The sequence below is a fragment of the Pontibacter sp. 13R65 genome, assembly GCF_047525655.1.
Taxonomy (GTDB): Bacteria; Bacteroidota; Bacteroidia; order Cytophagales; family Hymenobacteraceae; genus Pontibacter.
This window is the reverse complement of the sequence record NZ_JBLIQL010000011.1, coordinates 1-17342: the sequence shown is the minus strand read 5'-3', so window position 1 is coordinate 17342 and position 17342 is coordinate 1. Positions and strand designations below refer to the sequence as shown.

Below are 17342 nucleotides of genomic sequence, written 5' to 3'. Positions count from 1 at the left end.
GGGATAGGCTTCTAATCTTTGGGTTACTTGCCAAATTGCTGCTGATGCAGGTAGAACATCCTACAGCACATTTTATCCTTGCTTATTCAAAAATAGGATCAGAAACCACCGAAGAAAAAACTTTCTGCTTTTCTGAGGCTTTTAATTCCAACACATACATTCTTATGAAAATATCTTCTCGCAGCTGCCATCGGTGTTGGTGTGACTGCTGATTCTCTTTCAGTTTTTCTTTTGGTAAAACAGCAATTATAACGTATTCCTTATGCTTCATCAGATTTCAATACTCGAAATACAATCCGCAAGCCTCGATACCACCCGACTTATTTTGCTACACGGGCTGTTTGGCAGCCTGAGTAACTGGCAGAAGGTGGAGTCTGAATTTTCAGGACGCCGGCGCGTACGGCATAACAGCTATAATCAGACGTCACATGCAATTTTAGGTCTTTATCGAATTGTAGTTCAGGCTTGATTTGTTATACAGGCTTAAAATATGTTTTCCCTTTATACTTTTAAATAGTTAGGTACTTCCATAGAATTTTTGACCGATTGTTTAGCTGCAGGAAAGATCGAGAAAACCAGCGCTGCCAAAGCACAGCAAAACAAGGCCATGGCCATGGGGGTAACCGAGCCGCCTTGAATTAACCCTATAATAGCAGAGACAATAAACGTAACAGCCAGTTGTGAAAACCCGAATACCGCCGATGCTGTTCCGCTGTCCTTGTGAAAGGACAGCGGAACAGCATCGGCGGTATTCGGGAACAACACCCCGGTGGGCAACAGGTATAGGAAGATCAGCACCAGCATAAAGTTCACGGGTAGGTTGGCCCAAACGACCACCACCAGCAGGAGCCCGATCAGCACTTGGACGATGGAAAAGTATTTCACGATCTGCCGCAGACTCAGGAGTTTCATCAGGTAGTTTACGGCATACGTCCCGATCAACATTCCCACGGCATTAGCTCCGAAAATAAGGCTGTATTGCGTTCCTGTAAAACCACCTTTCTCCATCACCAGGAAAGGCGAATTGGAAATGTACACCATCAGCCCGCTGTATGCCATGCTGCCGATCAAGGTATAGATCACGAACAGCTTATTGCGGAAAACATGGAGATAGGAACCCACCACAGAGCGTTTTTTTACCTGATGTGTCATATCGGTCTGGGTCCTGTTCAGCGTTTCGGGCAGTATAAAGATTATCGACAATGTGGCGACTGCACCCAGCAAGGTCATAGCGATAAACACGTTGTGCCCGGGCGATCACCACGCCAGCTGAGCCGCTAAAGGCCTGCATGAACCTGCACAGCCAGAGCTCCTCGATGCTACTGACAGCCAGAACCAAAACCGATGACACCGTGTAAATAGCAATTGCAATAATAAGCGGCCATTTTCTGCCGAACCTGTCTGAAAGCGGCCCCCACAGGAGCTGCCCGACAGCAAAACCGCCCAAAAACACAGACAGCGAGATTTGCACTTTCTCGATATCGGTCTTCAGGTCCTCTGATATGGCTTGAAAAGCCGGCAGATACAGATCGATGCTTAACGCCTCCAAAGCGGTAAGCAAAGCCAGGATCACAACAATGATTAATTCTTTTCTGGTTAATTTCATGGATATAGCTTTAGCGGTAAGGAAGCGGCCTGCTTCCTCTCGACCAGTAGTATATATTTGTGTTAATGATGCTTATGAAAAAAACACGGCGCTGCCAAGCCACAGTATGAAGCAGCCTGCGTAGTACCAGAAGTTAAAGGGAATTTAGTGACTTAGCTTAGAAAGAGGCTAAGCATTCTGGCAGATCATCATGTTATTGAATTCTTCTCTTCTTGCCTGTCAGGTTTGGATTTATCTTCTGCTACACCGGCTTTCCAATAAGAGTAGGCGTACAACTCTTTTTGCTCCCATCGCATTTTCTTGCGTAAATAATAACGGACTGCCTTTACCGTGGAAAACTCAGCTGCCACATAAGCAAATTTGGAGGTTTCAGGCAGTACTACGCCTCTTACCACTTCAGCCAGCGTACTACCTTTTTCGGGCGTTTGGTTATGTAACCATATAAAATCAATGGCAGCATCGGTCTGCAGTACCTGCTCATCTGCTTTCTCAGGAACTTCTATGATACACACACCTTTTGCAGAGGAAGGCAACGATTCCAGAATAGCACTTATCACAGGAATTGCCGTGGCATCGCCCACAAACAGGTACCAATCAGCTTCCGGGTAAAGCTCCTTGGGCTCGGTGCGCATCATCACGCCTAATTTATCACCCGGCTTTGCCTGCAGTGCCCATCTAGAGGCCGGTCCTGTATCACCATGGTTTACAAAATTTTACCTCAACAACGGCAAAGACTTAAACAAAGTCTTGACCTGGATGAATGAAGCCGAGAAAGAAGTGAACGATCAGCCTTATATCTATTACTGGAAAGCAGCGGTAGAGCATGGTTTGGGTAAGAAATCTGAAGCCGTGGCATCTGTTACAAAAGGCCTGGCGTTGGCAGAAGAAGTGGGCAACCATGACTACATCAGAATGAGCAAAGCCTTGATCAAAAAGCTGAAATAAATGATGCTGCAATCCCCACTAAGCTGCGTGTTTGGTGGGGATTATTTCTTTAGATCCCTGAATTGCTCCGGTGTTATCCCCGTTTTTTGCTTAAAAATTCTTGAAAAATAAGCCGGATCGCTAAAGCCTAACTGGTAAGATATTTCTTTTAAGGACATGGTATTATAGGCAATGTATCGTTTCGCCTCTGTAATGCTTCTGTTGATGATGAGCTGCTTAACCGTCATACCTGTAGAGGCCACCACGATCTCATTGGTCCGCCGGATGCTCAAACTGATAGCATTGGCATAAAAGGCCACCTCTTTCTGCTCGACAAAATTCTTTTCTATTAACTCCAACACTTGGCTTACTTTCGTGTCCTTACTGCCAAGTTGCGTTATACCTGTAGCAATATGAATAAAGAAGGCCGCCAAATAAGCTTCCAGAAGGTTTGGTCTCTTACTGCCGCGATATTCCTTTTCAATAAGATACATAATTCTCTCAAGATCCTGTGAAACACCTTCTGATAGGGTCTGCACAGCAAAATAAGGACTTACAAGCAGAAACTTAGAAAGGTGGAAAAAGCGGTTGAAGAAATCAGGAGAGACGGCTATTAGGAAACCTTTTTTTGTTCCAATTTCCATAGTATGTACCTGATTGGGAGTCAGGATGTAGATCTGGTTAGTGGAAATGGCATAATCCTCAAAATCAATGGAGTGTTTCTCCTCCTTACCTACAGCTGTAAACCAGAGGATTTCATAAAAGTGATGCCGGTGATAACCAGTATAATTACTTTCATCAGACGTTTCAATTTTCTCCAGAATAAAAAACTCATTTGTAGGTAAACTATGAAAAGGAATCACATCGATATTCATAAACAGGTGGTTTAAAAAAAATTAAAGGAACACCTTGTTATCTTTCAAGATGCATTTAAGTTCTAATTTTAATATATCCGGAGCACGCGGATTTCCAGAAGATACATTTTCATCTATCGCAGAAAAGTTCTATGGAAGGAAGCTTAGAATAATTAGCTGGTTTGATAATTTGTTTAATAACGGTTGATAGTATAACTTTCCTCAATCAATTTAAAACCAGAAGAATATAAACTTGATGATTAGACGAAATATCAGACCCGCATTGCTTCTCATTTTTTTTATAACACTTAATATTACTGCCTTTGCAAAAGATGTTTTTCCGGACGGAACGCCAATACCCGAATGGTTCCGGCAAAACAAGCCTACAGATATAAGTAAATTAGGAAAGAAATACCGCCTGACCGACTTTAACGTTACTAACGACAGTGCGGTCATCCAAACAAAACTCATACAAGCAGTTATAGACAAAGCTCATGAGAATGGCGGCGGTGTTGTAATCATTCCTAAAGGTACTTTCCTGAGTGGCTCGCTTTTTTTTAAAAAGGGCACGCACCTGCATCTGGAAGAAGGCGGTAAGCTAAAAGGTAGCGACGACATTAGCAATTTCCCTGTGGTTATGACCCGTATGGAAGGACAAACACTGAAATATTTTGCTGCTTTGGTTAATGCCGACGGCCTAGACGGATTTACTATTTCTGGTAAAGGAACTATCGATGGAAACGGACTGCGTTATTGGAGATCCTTCTGGTTAAGGCGTGAATTCAATCCAAAGACTACTAATATGGATGAAATGAGACCGCGGCTGGTATACATCTCCAACAGCAAGAACGTACAGCTGTCGGGTGTAAAGTTGATAAACTCACCCTTTTGGACGACTCACTTATATAATAGCGAAAATGTAAAGCTGCTCGACCTGTATATATACTCCCCCAAAGAGCCTGTAAAAGCGCCTAGTACGGATGCGGTAGATATAGATGCCTGTAAAAACGTACTCATTAAAAACTGCTATATGTCGGTGAATGATGATGCCGTAGCACTTAAGGGCGGCAAAGGTCCGCGTGCAGACAAGGATCCAAATAACGGAAGCAACCAAAACATAATTATTGAAGACTGCACTTATGGGTTCTGTCACGGCGCCTTAACATTCGGAAGCGAGTCAGTGCATGACCGCAACATCATTTTACGCCGGATTAAGGTTAATCATGCAGAGCGTTTGCTTTGGTTCAAGATGCGCCCAGACACCCCCCAGAATTATGAATATGTGCTGGTAGAAGACATTGAGGGGCAGGATATAGGTAATTTTATATTCATACAACCCTGGACTCAGTTCTTCGACCTTAAAGGGGAGCAGGTTTCAGGTACCTCTAAAATCCATCACATTACCATGCGCAATATAAACCTAGACTGCAATAATTTTTTCAACGTGGGAGCGGCCAAAGAAATTAATCCTTCTCAAGGTTTCGGCTATAAGATGTCAGACTTCAGGTTTGAAAATATTAATGTAACTGCAAGGAATCACCTTGAGATAAATACTGCTATTATAGATAACTTTAAACTGAAGAATGTAACAGTTAATAAGAAAAAACTTTTCTAAAAAAGTTGCACCAAAAGAAAAGCCGGCTGAAGGAACCCCATGTCCTTTCAGCCGGCTTTTCTTTCTACCTATCAGGTCTTGTCGTTTACTCAAAATTCTTCCTTTATACTTTATAGTGCCCGACAATCAGGGGGGGGCGCTTTTGTAAATTCCTTGTCCAAATTCTAAATTTTAGTACTACTAACAGCATAGTACATGAGCTGAGACTTTGCCGCAGCTTTTTATTAACTTGAGTTCCCCCTAATTTTAGGAACGGTCAATAGTAAATAATTTGGGTTTTAGTATGTTTCATTTCACCCACTCTTCCGGTGTTCTGTTCCCCAATGAACTGTGTGGCCGGACGCTGTTATACTCCTGCCGCCAGTCTTCAATTTTCACTTCAGCATCCTTCAGTGAAGGAACTAGTTGACGTTCAGGTCCTCATCTTGGATGCTATCGTTGCAGAATTCAATATAGGCATTTTCCACAGGGGTTTGGGAGCTTTGGTCGGTTACCTGCAGCTGGACTATCGACTTTTAAAACTTATAATATTTTATGAAACATGTTATCGACTCGTTAGTGCTTCTATAGTTTAATAATCGGTTGACTATAGCGTCCTCTCTTACGCCTGCTTTGCTGGGGCCTATGGCCGGGATAAAGTTTAAATTCGCAAGCATACCACCTATACAAATTAATTTGGAGGAGCACTGGTGGCTGTAACATAATTGCATCCGCATCTACTTGAACACCCGACTTTCTGACATAGACTTCTTGGTGATCTAATGAAATGGTAAGCAAGGTAGGAGGCAGGCACTGCTCAGCGGAAAGATCATTTTAATAATTGGATGGCGTTATCAGGAGCAGGGATCTTTTAACCTTAACTTAAAGAGGCTTTAATCAGCACATAACATAGAGGCAGTAGCTTTGGACCAAATTAACTGCGAGGATGATTTTAAATCCAGGAAATACAAAAGACAGGAGAAGCCTGTACAGCCGCGGTGCCTGAACTTATGCTGCTGTATAGGCTCCTTCCTGGTAGGTGGGTGCACCTTTTTCTCTAGATTGAAGCAGTTCTTAAAAGGGGCCTAATAGCAAAACCAAAACTACCAGTACGTTTTAAAAAGATGGGCTTTCACTGCATTTCGAAAAACATCCTGCTTTAGCTTCTCTCTATGAATTTGAAAAATTTAAGGTTTCGTATCGCCCTACTATATCTTCTGCTGAGCATTACAACTTTAAATGCTCAGGATACATTAAAGGTATCCTCCTCAGGTTTTATTCCCGCAGAAAATCTTTTCGAGCTAGTATACGTGCCTTTTACTGTTCCTGAAGGCGTTACTGAAATCAGGGTGAAAGAATCGTACTCTGATCAGGGCAAGAATGTGCTAAACTTGGGTATTTACGGCCCGGAAGGATATAAGCCGGGAGGCACAACAGGTTTTAGAGGCTGGTCGGGTGGTGCCAAAACGGAATTCTTCCTGAACGCAGCAGAGGCCTCTACTGGTTATATACCGGGTAAGATAAAAGCCGGCACCTGGAACATCCTCATTTATCCCTCAACCATTACTGCAGAAGGAATATCCTGGCAACTGGACGTTGTGCTTATTAAAGGAGTTGAAAAAGCTCCCTTCAAAATCTCACCTGCACCTGAAGTGGTCAACAACAAACCGGGCTGGTACCGCGGTGACCTGCACATGCATACCTATCACTCCGATGGCAAACGCACCCAGCAGGAACTACTTCAGGAAGCAAAAGCGAATGGCCTGGACTTTATTGTTTCTACGGAGCATAATACCAACAGCGCCAACCTCAGCTGGGGACTGTTTAATACCAATAGATTATTGGTAATTAACGGTGAAGAAATAACTACTACGGCCTTTGGTCACTGGAATGCCATTGGGCTGAACCCTGAAACCTTGATTGATTGGCGATATACTCCTGAAGACAACGTGATTGCCACTTACATAAACCAGGTAAAAGCTGCTGATGGACTGGCTATCATAAACCATCCCTTTTACAACGACGAGCGTGTGAACAACTTTGGTTTTGATGTAAATTTATTTGATGGTATTGAGGTGTGGAATGGGCATGCCAAATGGAACCAGCTAGATGAACTGGCGGTGAAATGGTGGGACAGCCTTTTGCGGCAGGGAATCAGAAAAATCGCCGTTGCTGCCAGTGATTCGCACACACCAAATTCATCAGATAACCCGGTAGGCTCACCGCAAACAGTAGTGCAAGCGCATGCTTTATCCAGAAAGGAGATCATGGCAGGCCTTCGTGTGGGGAAAGCCTATCTTGCCCAAGGAAACAATATCGCTTTGACCCTAACTGCCAAATCAGGCGCTGCAACGGCAGGTATTGGCGAAACACTGGCCGCTTCGCAAGGTGAGGAAGTGCAGGTTTTGTTAGCTTTAAAAGGCACACCTGACGCTTTTATAGCAACGCTGGTAGGTGATGAGGGAGTGTTGGCTACCGAAAAGGCCACAGGCGGTAACCTGAAGTTTAGCTGGCGAGTTGCATCTGGATCAACAAAGTATCTTCGTGTAGAAGTCCGGACTTTGCAAGGGGACATGGTGGCTTTAACGAACCCCATCTGGCTGCTTTAGCCAAGCTAAAAGTAATTAAGGAACAACTTGTCCTAAACAATAAGTTAAATCATTTTTCTCATCCCTCATTCCCCTTTCAAAAGGGATGCTTAAGTAAGTTTATTTAAAGTTCCTATTCCTTGGTCCCTCCATTTTTTACTTCTCCAATTCTTCATTATGTGGTCTTAAGGCGTGTGTTTGTTAATACTTTATTTACAGGAAAGAAATTACCAGATAATCTTACGAAGCTTATTTTGTATTTAAAATAAAAAAATAAAAGAGACAATATAGTTGGAATAGATCGTCGGTCATGCCAATAACATAACGCTATTCGCGCCATGACTATGTTTCATTTTTATGAATAATCCTGGACTATAGGAACGTTGGATTCCAGCCTTGATAGCTGTAATACGTCTTGCTGCTCATTTAAAAAAGATAGTGGTGGTAAGTATTGCAATGGTTTCCTAATGATAAAGTTGGTTTCAGCTTCCATCATGCAGCAGATAACACACTACAAATTGAATAAAGAGTGATGTAAATAATGCCTCTTGGCTACATGTACTATTTGTAAAGATAGAGCAGAAAAGCCCTAAATATGAAATTATATAAGCTATATGAAAAAACGATCTATCACACCTATTAAATTTAGCCCCCTTTTCCTTGCAACATTACTCTGTGGATCGACTCTCTCATTTCCGAATCATGTGTATGCAACTGATTATGGGAGAGGCATAACGGGACGGCCTGTTAACCAAACAGTTGTTCAGGATAATGAAATTACAGTTTCAGGAACTGTTCGGGATGAAAAAGGGCCTTTGCCTGGCGTGACTGTAAGGGTTAAGAATTCTTCAAACGGTATTTCAACTGATATAAGTGGGAACTTTACCATTAAGGTTAATCGTAACGAGACACTGATTTTTTCTATGCTTGGTTTCCAAACGCAAGAGGTAGTTGTAACCAATGCTAACATTGACATTACGTTGGCAGTTGACTCTAGGCAGCTGGAAGAAGTTGTGGTGGTTGGTTACGGTACCCAAAAAAGGTCAGACGTTACTGGTGCCATCGCTTCTGTTACTAGTGAAAATTTTAATAGGGGTGTGGTAACGAACCCAGGTGAACTTTTGCAAGGCAAATTGGCTGGTGTCTCCATTGCCGCAAACAGTGGTGAACCAGGGGCCGCACAAGATATAATTATAAGGGGCATCGGTAGTTTGCGTTCCGGAACACAGCCGCTTTATGTGGTCGATGGGTTTTTGCTAGATAATTCTTCTACTGGCGTTCCCACCAATCCCCTTAATTTTATCAACCCTAACGATATTGAAAGTATCGATGTGCTGAAGGATGCCAGTGCTACAGCAGTATATGGTTCCAGGGCAGCTAATGGGGTGGTAGTAATTACCACAAAAAAAGGAAAGGGAAAACCTCAGATTTCTTTCTCGGCATCCACTGCTGTGTCGACGATGGCCAATCAAATAAATGTTTTGGATGCCGACGCATTTCGTAGACAAGTGGTGGCCGTAGGTGGTACTTTACAGGACTTTGGTGCCAATACAAACTGGCAAGATGAATTGACTCAAAGGGGGATCTCAAATAATCTCAATCTGTCTATGAGCGGAGCCAGCAGTGACAATTTTTCCTACTTCACCTCGGTAGGTTATCAAGATCAGGAAGGAATCCTGAAGAATAGCAGGCTGAAACGCTATTCGGGAAAATTGAATATGAATCAAAGAGCATTCAATGGCAGGTTAAACATTGATTATAATCTTACGGCCTCCCGCACCGAAAATTTACGCCCGAGTATTACTTCGACCATAAGTGATATGCTTAGTTTAAACCCGACGGTTCCTGCCTATACAGACGGAGCGCCTACATTATTAAATACTAACGCTTTGAATCCATTAGCCAGGTATGATTTATTTAGTGACAATGCCATTAATAATCGCATTTTGGCCAACATTTCACCCTCACTAGAAATAGTAAAAGGCTTGGTTTATAAAATGAATTTTGGGGTTGATTATTCCACTACTAACAGGAATCAGCAGTACAAACCTTTTCCGGCAGTTATAAACGAATCAGATATTTCTAATGGGGTATTGGATGCTGCCGTAAGCGGGAATACAAATAAACTTGTTGAGAACACACTTACCTATAATTGGAACCAAGATGTTCACAACGTTACTGTACTGGCTGGACATTCTTTCCAGGAATTTTTGGATGAAACCAGATTAACTACATACCGGGGCTTTGCCAACAATAATGTTGAACCCAAGTACCAAGACCATACCAGTACAACGGTATTTCCTACTTCGGTAACATCGGAAGCCATCAAAAACGAGCTGCAATCTTTCTTCGGTAGAGTGAACTACATTTATGCCAATAAATACATGTTTACTGGTACGGTTCGTGCCGATGGATCCTCCAAATTTGGAGAAAATAACCGGTATGGTTATTTCCCTTCTTTTGCATTAGGATGGAACATTAGCAACGAAGAATTTATGGCTAATTCGGTTTTCAACAACTTAAAGTTGCGCGCAAGTTGGGGCCGAACAGGTAACCAAGAGATTCCTTCCAAAATCACAAAAGCCAGTTATTTAGAACAGAGATTGCTAACAGGTGCCGGAAGTACGAGCACATATCCCATTGATACCGATGCTACTTCCTTGGAAGGTTATCCATACGGGATAATATTTACACGCTTGGCAAACCCCAATCTGCAATGGGAGGTGTCTACTCAGATAGATTTAGGAATTGATTTTGCCTTCTTTAATCACCGGTTGACAGGTACATTGGATTACTTCAACAAAGAATCTTCTAATATACTTTTAGAAGTAGTTCCTGCCGACCCGGTACAGCCCACCTCTACCTACTGGAACAATATTCCGAATATGATCATCAAGAACAATGGCATTGAACTGACTTTGAATTACGCTAGCGCCGACAAAGGTGACTTCTCCTATAACATCGGTGGCAATATTACCTATATTCAAAATAAAGTGCAAAACTCACCGTATGCGGTTCTGGCAACAGGGGCAGCCCAGGGTTCTGGCCAATCAGGTGCTACCATTAATGGCTACATTAACAATGAGCCGTTAGGTGCATTCTATATGTACCAGTTTGATGGCATTGATCCTGAAAGTGGCCAGAACATATTCAGGGACACCAATGGAGATGGTGAAATATTAGACAACGACCGTCAGGTAGTGGGCAGTGCGATTCCTAAATTCATCTATGGGTATAATCTAAACTTTAAGTACAAGGCTTTTAATCTGGGTTTGAATTTTAATGGTGTTGCAGGAAATAAGGTTTACAATCATACAACGATGACACTGTTCAATAAAGCACAATTGGCCAAGTCTAATAATACAACTGATTTTGCCGTTCAGTACCCCAACGAAATACTGAGCAATGCCAATATTGTGTCGACACGTTACCTGGAGAATGGCTCTTTCTTAAGGTTGAATAACGCTACACTGGCTTATAACATGAATTTAGCAGGAACCAGATTAGAGAATTCTTTTCAGCGTATCAGCCTTACATTAACAGGTCAAAATCTTTTTGTCATAACAGATTACTCAGGATTTGACCCTGAAGTCAACACTGGATCAGCTTCTGGTGGAATCCAAACATTTGGTATAGATCGGTTTACATATCCTAGGGCAAGAACATTTCTGCTCGGTCTTCATGTAACATTCTAATAAGAAACTAAAAGGTTCTTCCCATTTCACTTAGAGAATTAAAATAAGATGAAACATATAAGATTTAATCATACCCTACCAATAGTTCTATTTTTATTCGCGTTTTTAGGTTGTACCACCTTAGAAGAAGATGTTCTTGATGAATCTCTGACAGGAGCTGGCCAAGCAGAAACTGTAAGTGGGGCTATAGCCCCGGTATATGGTCTTCTCCGCAATGGTGTATGGCTGCATACGGTTAATTTTGGACTCCAGGAGGTTGCTTCTGATGAAGGCATACTGCCCTACCGTGGGGGTACAGACTGGTATGATGGTGGCAAGTTCATTGCGATTCACCAACATCTTATGACCCCTAGTAATAGCCTGGTAGGAGATACCTGGACACAAATAACCTTAACTTTATCAAGAGCGGTTATCGCTGCAGAAAGATTAAGCCAGGAAGCTAAAATTGGCAATTCAAGTGCCCAGGATGGTTATTATGAAATGGTAGCCATGAAAGCATACCTCAATATGTTAGCACTTGATAATTGGGGCTTAGTTTTCAAGAAAGAGCGTTCGAACGAAAGATCTGAAATTCTAAGGAGGCAAGAGGCAATTGATTATATTGAAAGTGAACTTTTGTCAGTTGTTAATATGATGAACAACGATAAAGGTCCGGGTAGAATAACTAAAGATGCTGTAAAGGCTTTGTTGGCACGTTTGTATTTAAATGCTGCCGTTTATCGCAATCCATATGGTACACCTGACTTTAGGAGAGAAGATATGAATAAAGTGATACAATATACCAGCGATATTATTTCTGGACCTTATTCTTTATCTCCTGAATATTTTGATTTGTTTAGTGATGATAACCATACTAATCGTGAACTAATATTTGCACTTGACCAAAGAGGAGTACTTGAAACCGACCACCAACGTTGGGCCTATTGGTCCATATCCGGCGACCAGATTCCAAGACCTGAATTCCCGAACACACGTGGTACGGATGCGGTAGCAGTCACCCCTGATTTTTACCAGACCTGGGTAGATGCCTACGGCAATGTAGATCCTGCGAATGCCGATGCCCGCTTCTTTAAAGAAAATACAGTTATACCTCAGGAACTTAAAGATCTTACCGGGGTAACTCCAATGAATGATTCGGAGCATTATTATTGTGTGGAGGCTAAAAACTTTGAAATAGACAGAGGTATACTTCGAGGTATTATTTGGGGCCCCAGAAAAGATGAAGGAGGCAATATTCTGACTTGCGGCGACGGTAAGGTAAGGATATATCCTGTAATCAACAGAAGGACTAGTGGTGCAAACTTAACCTATGTTGACCATACACGCAATGTCGATTTTACCGGCCCGGGAAGTTTACATAACACAGGTTATCGGTTTTCAAAATATCAGTTTAGTCATACCGCTCCCAATTGCTGTAGCTATAGTAGTGTTGATCTGGTTTTGATCCGCCTGGGAGAGATTTATTTAATGCGTGCCGAGGCCAGGTTGAGAAGTGGTGACAATGCTGGGGCTTTGGCCGATATTAATACCTTAAGAACTTCTAGAAACGCCCGACCTGATCAGACTCCTGCTGCCTTGAGTAATATTGACCTTGATATATTGTTCCGTGAGTCAGGATTTGAGCTGTATTGGGAAGGGTTTAGAAGGAATTACCAGATACGATTTGGCAAATATGAAGATAATTGGACTGGGAAGACCGATAGCGATGTCAACAAAAGATTATTCCCGATTCCTCAACGAGCAATTGATGGAGCTTCTAGCGAAGAAGGGTTTTTAGTGCAAAACCAAGGTTACTAAAGCTAAAACAATGAAAGGAATTATTATCTTATTATCGAGTATTTTATTGTCGGGTGCTGTTGCAGCCCAGGGACCTAATGTCAGGAAAGAGGAGCTAGCGGGTAAAATTAAGAAAGAAGTAGCGCAAATGCCCCTTAATCATATACAGGTAATAGGGTCTCATAACAGTTATAAGCAAGCTATTGATCCCGCCTTGCTTCAGATGCTGAAGCAAACCAACAAAGACCTGGCGTATGGCATAGACTACAGCCACGTTAGTATAATAGAGCAACTGAACATGGGCTTGGCAAACCTGGAGATTGATATCTATGCAGATGCGGAAGGGGGAAGGTATGCACACCCAAAGGGGCTGGATTGGGTGAAGGACCAGGCAAAGGAGTATGACCCTGAAAAGCAGATGATGGAGCCTGGCTTTAAAGTATTTCATATCCAGGAAATAGATTTCAGGAGCCATTACCTGACGCTGAAGAACTGCCTGCAGGATCTGAAGAAATGGTCTGACCAACACCCCGGTCATCAGCCTGTCTTCATCACCATGAATGCTAAAGACCAGGCTATTGAAAAAGAGGGTTTTACTGTTCCGGAGAGGTTTAATGCTACTGTGTTTGACCAGCTTGACCGCGTGATACTGGATGAATTGGGGAAAGATAAACTGATAATGCCAGATCAGGTAAGAGGCAAGTACAGCACCTTGGAAAAAGCAGTGCTTCAGGGGAACTGGCCTACTTTACAAGAGGCAAAAGGCAAGTTTATTTTTGTGCTGGATGAGCAGGATGAAAAAAGGACCACTTACATACAGGGCCATCCATCACTGAAAGGACGTGTATTATTTGCAAATGCCGAACCTGGAACACCAGAAGCCGCTATATTAATTCTAAATGACCCTTATAAGGAAGCAACCAGAATACAAGAGCTGGTGAAGAAAGGTTACATTGTTCGTACACGGGCAGACGCGAATACAACCCAAGCCCGAGAGAATGATAGAAGCCAGTTTGAAGCTGCCTGTAAATCAGGAGCACAGATTATTACAACAGATTATTACCAAAAAAGCACCCATTTTGCTTCGGATTATGAAGTGAGTTTCGAAGGGAATACTTATCTAAGACCTAACCCCTTGTTCAAAAAATAATATTTACTAAAGCCTGCCGAAAAGCTGTCCTTCATTACTTGGAGGAAAGCTTTTCGGCAGGCTTTTAAGCTACTATAGGTTTGATTTTAATTCTATTGTTTACGTATCATGTTATTCATGAGTAACAGAATAAAGACCCTACTCCTGGGCGTTGCCTGTACTTCATTACTAGGGAGCACATTAGGCTGCGTCAGCAGTGCTGCACCAGAGCAGGCAAGCTATAGCAACCCTTATGCAACTAAAGACGTGGGTACGCTGCCGCCCATCGCCAGCCTTACCGACGGCGTGTGGCTAAAGGGGGACCTTCACGTGCATTCCAGGCACAGCAAGGAGTCCACGAACAACCCCGTTGCAAAAATCATTGCCTTTTCCACGGCTGTCGGCATGGACTATATCTGCATTACCGACCATGATAACCACGTAAATGGCGATGTTGCAAATAATACCTGGGCAGATCCCGATTTCAAGTCAGATTCTGTGCTGCTGCTGTATGGTGCGGAATGGACCACTACACGCGGCCACGGCAATCCGTTCTCGGCCAAACCTTATGATCACCAGCGGCTATACGACGTGCGCGATCAGCGCGACACGGTCGTAGGGGCGGTGAAAAAGGAACTGGGGGTTCATCTGTCGGCTAACCACCCTAGTGGAAAAGACCATTTCGGATACTCCTATGATATACTCGAATCCATCGAGGTCTGGAATTCTGTTCTTTGGTCTAAAAATGCCAATGCGATTATGATTTGGGATGACATGCTCTCGTCGGGGCGTAAACTGACGGGCCGGGGTGGAAGCGACGCGCACCATGGTGTGCCGGATACGCCTGAACAGGCAACGGAAAACAGCAAGCAGGCAACGGCCAATTACGTCGGTACCCCCACAACCTGGGTTTTTGCCACAGCACGGACTGCGGAGGCAGTGATAGAGGCTCTCACAAACGGGCGGGTATCCATCAGCAACAACCCCTATGCACCGCGTGTTGAATTCTTTGCCGACCTCGACCAGGACGGCAAGCAAGATATGATGATGGGCGACAATGCCAATTCAACGGGCAAGCCTGTTAAATTCCGCGTGCAGCTAACAGGGAATTCCGTTCTGGGAGCGTCTTACACTATAAACGTAGTGAAGAACGGCAACAAGTTCGGCACTTACCAAGCAACAGGTACAACCCCGATTGTGGAGTTCACCGACACGCCGGAAATGCTTGGCCGGAGTTACTACCGTGTGGTGGTTGAGGGCCCGCCGACGGACTATCCGGAGGTACCCAATTCTATGCAGCTAAGTGAGAACATGGTAGGCTTATCTAACCCTATCTTCTTCAATTTCGACCCGAACTTCTGATTTCGGCTGACCAGCTATTGCTCTTAAGTAGATGAATATGATATATGTTTTATTCAATCGGCTTTGCTTTGCCCTTGTATTTTTTGCCTCTTATAGCCTACAGGCACAAACCAAAGACTATGAGGCAGAATATGCCAAAGGATACCGCGGCGGCTATATAAGAAGTTGGAGTCAGTAGACGGTGCGCTGGAGTTCGCCGCTGTAGGAGACTTTGGCAGGGGAGGGGAGTATTTTCAGAAAGATATAGCCGAACAGTTGGCGAAAGCCGTGACAGGCATTAATGCGAGCTTTATTATATCCACGGGCGATAACATTTATCCGCACGGGGTGGCGAGTGTACAGGATCCTCTGTGGCAGTTGTCGTTTGAAAATGTCTTTTACCAGTACCCCCTGCATCGCGACTGGTATGCTGTGCTGGGCAACCACGACTATGCCGGCAATGCGCAGGCTCAGATTGATTATACCTACATCAGCCAGCGATGGAATATGCCTGCCCGCTACTATGTTTTTAAACGAAATATAGGGAAAGATGCTAAAGCGCTGTTCGTTTACCTGGATACCAATACCTTTGACAAAGCCGCCTATCAGAGTACTTATGGGGTGGAGTTGGTGCAGCAGGACAGTACGGCTCAAAAGAAGTGGCTGGAACAGGTATTGGCTGATGACGACCCAACCGTGAAATGGAAAATAGTCGTAGGACACCACCCGATGTATACTGCTGGCAACAGGGCTTTGCAGGAGCCACACTTCCGACACTCTCTGGAGCCGATCTTTGAGAAGTATAAAGTGGATGTTTACCTGAGCGGCCATGAGCACCATTTGCAGTATTATCATCCAAAGGACAAAGTAACCCATCATTTTATTTCCGGTGCAGGATCAGAGGCGAACGAAAGCTTAAAGCCAAGGGCCCCGCACGATTTCTTTGCGCCCATACAGGGCTTTATGACCTTTGCTGTTACGGAAGATATGCTCCTGATGCAGGCAATTAATCGGAAAGGTAAAATCCTGAAGAGGGTAAGAATAGAAAAATAAAGGAAGAGACAAAATGGCCGTTATGAAATGGTCTTTTCCCCACGTATATGAGTAGAGCGAACCCGGTTAAATAAGCATGCTACCTGAGGTGCCTTAGCAAACTAACTACTAATATCTTACTTATCCTAGAAAAAGCACCTCACGTAATTAAACATCAATAGTCCTTGCTGAAATTTGGACTGGATTGTGTAGGTCCTTGCTATGCATAGACATTAATATAATTAAGGAGTAATTTCGACTTAGAATCCTGTACAAAATAAATGTAATCCTAATAAATCTGCTCAAAGAACAGTGCTAATCTCCTGGTTTCAACTATCACGAATTTGAGATTCTGTCAGCAAATATTAATATCATATGCCCATTTTATAATGCCCTGGAGAAAAACTAGCTGCCGTTGTTTAATTGTATACGTTTGGATTGACCTAGTGAAAAGAAGATAAATCAATAAGTGTCCGAAGTACCGCCAATGGTCATAAAAATGCCGCTCCATTTTATGTGAAGCGGCATTTTTGCTGTAGTAGACCGTGGGAGTGAATTATCGGACTATATCCACAGAGAAATAGAGGCTTGGGTCAGTTACCTGCAGCTAGGGTAACCACCTTCAAACCTCCTCTATTGTATATGACAAGTGTTAAAGTCTCTCACAAAGGTCAATACTTTAACGTGAACTCGGGAATTAAGCCAATGTTCTGGCGAGGTTAAACTTTTTGTTTTTGTGGTCGAGAAAGGTGTAGGCGGTCAGACCTGAGAGGATGTGGACCAGGGCGTTGATGGGGTTTCGG

At 43.3% G+C, this 17342-nt stretch carries 13 protein-coding genes; 7 read left to right on the top strand and 6 right to left on the bottom strand.

The features are described 5' to 3' along the window. Positions 1 to 82: 82 nt before the first annotated feature. The 5 genes from ACMA1I_RS13995 to ACMA1I_RS13975 all read right to left on the bottom strand — a co-directional run bounded on the left by ACMA1I_RS13995 (position 83) and on the right by ACMA1I_RS13975 (position 3405). Positions 83 to 271, bottom strand: a complete 189-nt coding sequence (locus ACMA1I_RS13995) for a hypothetical protein (protein WP_337069002.1) — start codon at positions 269 to 271, stop codon at positions 83 to 85. 230 nt (positions 272 to 501) lie between these two features. Further along, on the bottom strand, positions 502 to 1203 hold the full coding sequence (locus ACMA1I_RS13990; RefSeq protein ID WP_337069001.1) for a hypothetical protein: 702 nt from the start codon (positions 1201 to 1203) through the stop codon (positions 502 to 504). Further along, positions 1091 to 1606, bottom strand: a complete 516-nt coding sequence (locus tag ACMA1I_RS13985; RefSeq protein ID WP_337069000.1) for an MFS transporter — start codon at positions 1604 to 1606, stop codon at positions 1091 to 1093. Before ACMA1I_RS13985 ends, ACMA1I_RS13990 begins: the two co-directional genes overlap by 113 nt. A 188-nt stretch (positions 1607 to 1794) precedes the next feature. Then, positions 1795 to 2241, bottom strand: coding sequence for a siderophore-interacting protein (locus ACMA1I_RS13980; protein ID WP_337068999.1), 447 nt, complete (start codon positions 2239 to 2241; stop codon positions 1795 to 1797). 351 nt (positions 2242 to 2592) lie between these two features. Then, positions 2593 to 3405, bottom strand: a complete 813-nt coding sequence (locus ACMA1I_RS13975) for a helix-turn-helix domain-containing protein (RefSeq protein ID WP_337068997.1) — start codon at positions 3403 to 3405, stop codon at positions 2593 to 2595. 235 nt (positions 3406 to 3640) lie between these two features. On the opposite strand from ACMA1I_RS13975, the gene ACMA1I_RS13970 reads away from it, so the two are divergent. After that, positions 3641 to 4999 carry a glycoside hydrolase family 28 protein gene (locus ACMA1I_RS13970; protein WP_337068996.1) on the top strand — a complete coding sequence of 453 codons (1359 nt, stop codon included), beginning with the start codon at positions 3641 to 3643 and terminating at the stop codon, positions 4997 to 4999. Between the two features lie 288 nt (positions 5000 to 5287). On the opposite strand, the gene ACMA1I_RS13965 is transcribed toward ACMA1I_RS13970, so the two are convergent. Continuing rightward, positions 5288 to 5392: an integrase core domain-containing protein gene (locus ACMA1I_RS13965; RefSeq protein ID WP_414703919.1), complete on the bottom strand. Its 105-nt coding sequence runs from the start codon at positions 5390 to 5392 to the stop codon at positions 5288 to 5290. A gap of 896 nt (positions 5393 to 6288) precedes the next feature. On the opposite strand from ACMA1I_RS13965, the gene ACMA1I_RS13960 reads away from it, so the two are divergent. The 6 genes from ACMA1I_RS13960 to ACMA1I_RS13935 all read left to right on the top strand — a co-directional run bounded on the left by ACMA1I_RS13960 (position 6289) and on the right by ACMA1I_RS13935 (position 16560). Continuing rightward, positions 6289 to 7587: a CehA/McbA family metallohydrolase gene (locus ACMA1I_RS13960; RefSeq protein WP_337068995.1), complete on the top strand. Its 1299-nt coding sequence runs from the start codon at positions 6289 to 6291 to the stop codon at positions 7585 to 7587. Between the two features lie 593 nt (positions 7588 to 8180). Further along, positions 8181 to 11261 (top strand): TonB-dependent receptor, encoded by a 3081-nt coding sequence (locus tag ACMA1I_RS13955; RefSeq protein ID WP_337068994.1) that lies wholly within the window; start codon positions 8181 to 8183, stop codon positions 11259 to 11261. Positions 11262 to 11309: 48 nt separating this feature from the next. After that, positions 11310 to 13058, top strand: a complete 1749-nt coding sequence (locus ACMA1I_RS13950; RefSeq protein WP_337068993.1) for a RagB/SusD family nutrient uptake outer membrane protein — start codon at positions 11310 to 11312, stop codon at positions 13056 to 13058. Positions 13059 to 13068: 10 nt separating this feature from the next. Next, positions 13069 to 14187: a phosphatidylinositol-specific phospholipase C1-like protein gene (locus ACMA1I_RS13945; RefSeq protein ID WP_337068992.1), complete on the top strand. Its 1119-nt coding sequence runs from the start codon at positions 13069 to 13071 to the stop codon at positions 14185 to 14187. Positions 14188 to 14295: 108 nt separating this feature from the next. Continuing rightward, positions 14296 to 15528, top strand: a complete 1233-nt coding sequence (locus tag ACMA1I_RS13940) for a CehA/McbA family metallohydrolase (RefSeq protein WP_337068991.1) — start codon at positions 14296 to 14298, stop codon at positions 15526 to 15528. Positions 15529 to 15693: 165 nt separating this feature from the next. After that, positions 15694 to 16560 (top strand): metallophosphoesterase, encoded by an 867-nt coding sequence (locus tag ACMA1I_RS13935; protein WP_337068990.1) that lies wholly within the window; start codon positions 15694 to 15696, stop codon positions 16558 to 16560. The last annotated feature ends 782 nt before the right edge of the window (positions 16561 to 17342 follow it).

Excerpts from the sequence above, each read along its gene's own strand:
- ACMA1I_RS13995 (WP_337069002.1), bottom strand. The coding sequence starts at position 271 with ATGAAGCATAAGGAATACGTTATAATTGCTGTTTTACCAAAAGAAAAA.
- ACMA1I_RS13985 (WP_337069000.1), bottom strand. The coding sequence starts at position 1,606 with ATGAAATTAACCAGAAAAGAATTAATCATTGTTGTGATCCTGGCTTTG.
- ACMA1I_RS13980 (WP_337068999.1), bottom strand. The coding sequence starts at position 2,241 with ATGATGCGCACCGAGCCCAAGGAGCTTTACCCGGAAGCTGATTGGTAC.
- ACMA1I_RS13975 (WP_337068997.1), bottom strand. The coding sequence starts at position 3,405 with ATGAATATCGATGTGATTCCTTTTCATAGTTTACCTACAAATGAGTTT.
- ACMA1I_RS13970 (WP_337068996.1), top strand. The coding sequence starts at position 3,641 with ATGATTAGACGAAATATCAGACCCGCATTGCTTCTCATTTTTTTTATA.
- ACMA1I_RS13955 (WP_337068994.1), top strand. The coding sequence starts at position 8,181 with ATGAAAAAACGATCTATCACACCTATTAAATTTAGCCCCCTTTTCCTT.
- ACMA1I_RS13950 (WP_337068993.1), top strand. The coding sequence starts at position 11,310 with ATGAAACATATAAGATTTAATCATACCCTACCAATAGTTCTATTTTTA.
- ACMA1I_RS13945 (WP_337068992.1), top strand. The coding sequence starts at position 13,069 with ATGAAAGGAATTATTATCTTATTATCGAGTATTTTATTGTCGGGTGCT.
- ACMA1I_RS13940 (WP_337068991.1), top strand. The coding sequence starts at position 14,296 with ATGTTATTCATGAGTAACAGAATAAAGACCCTACTCCTGGGCGTTGCC.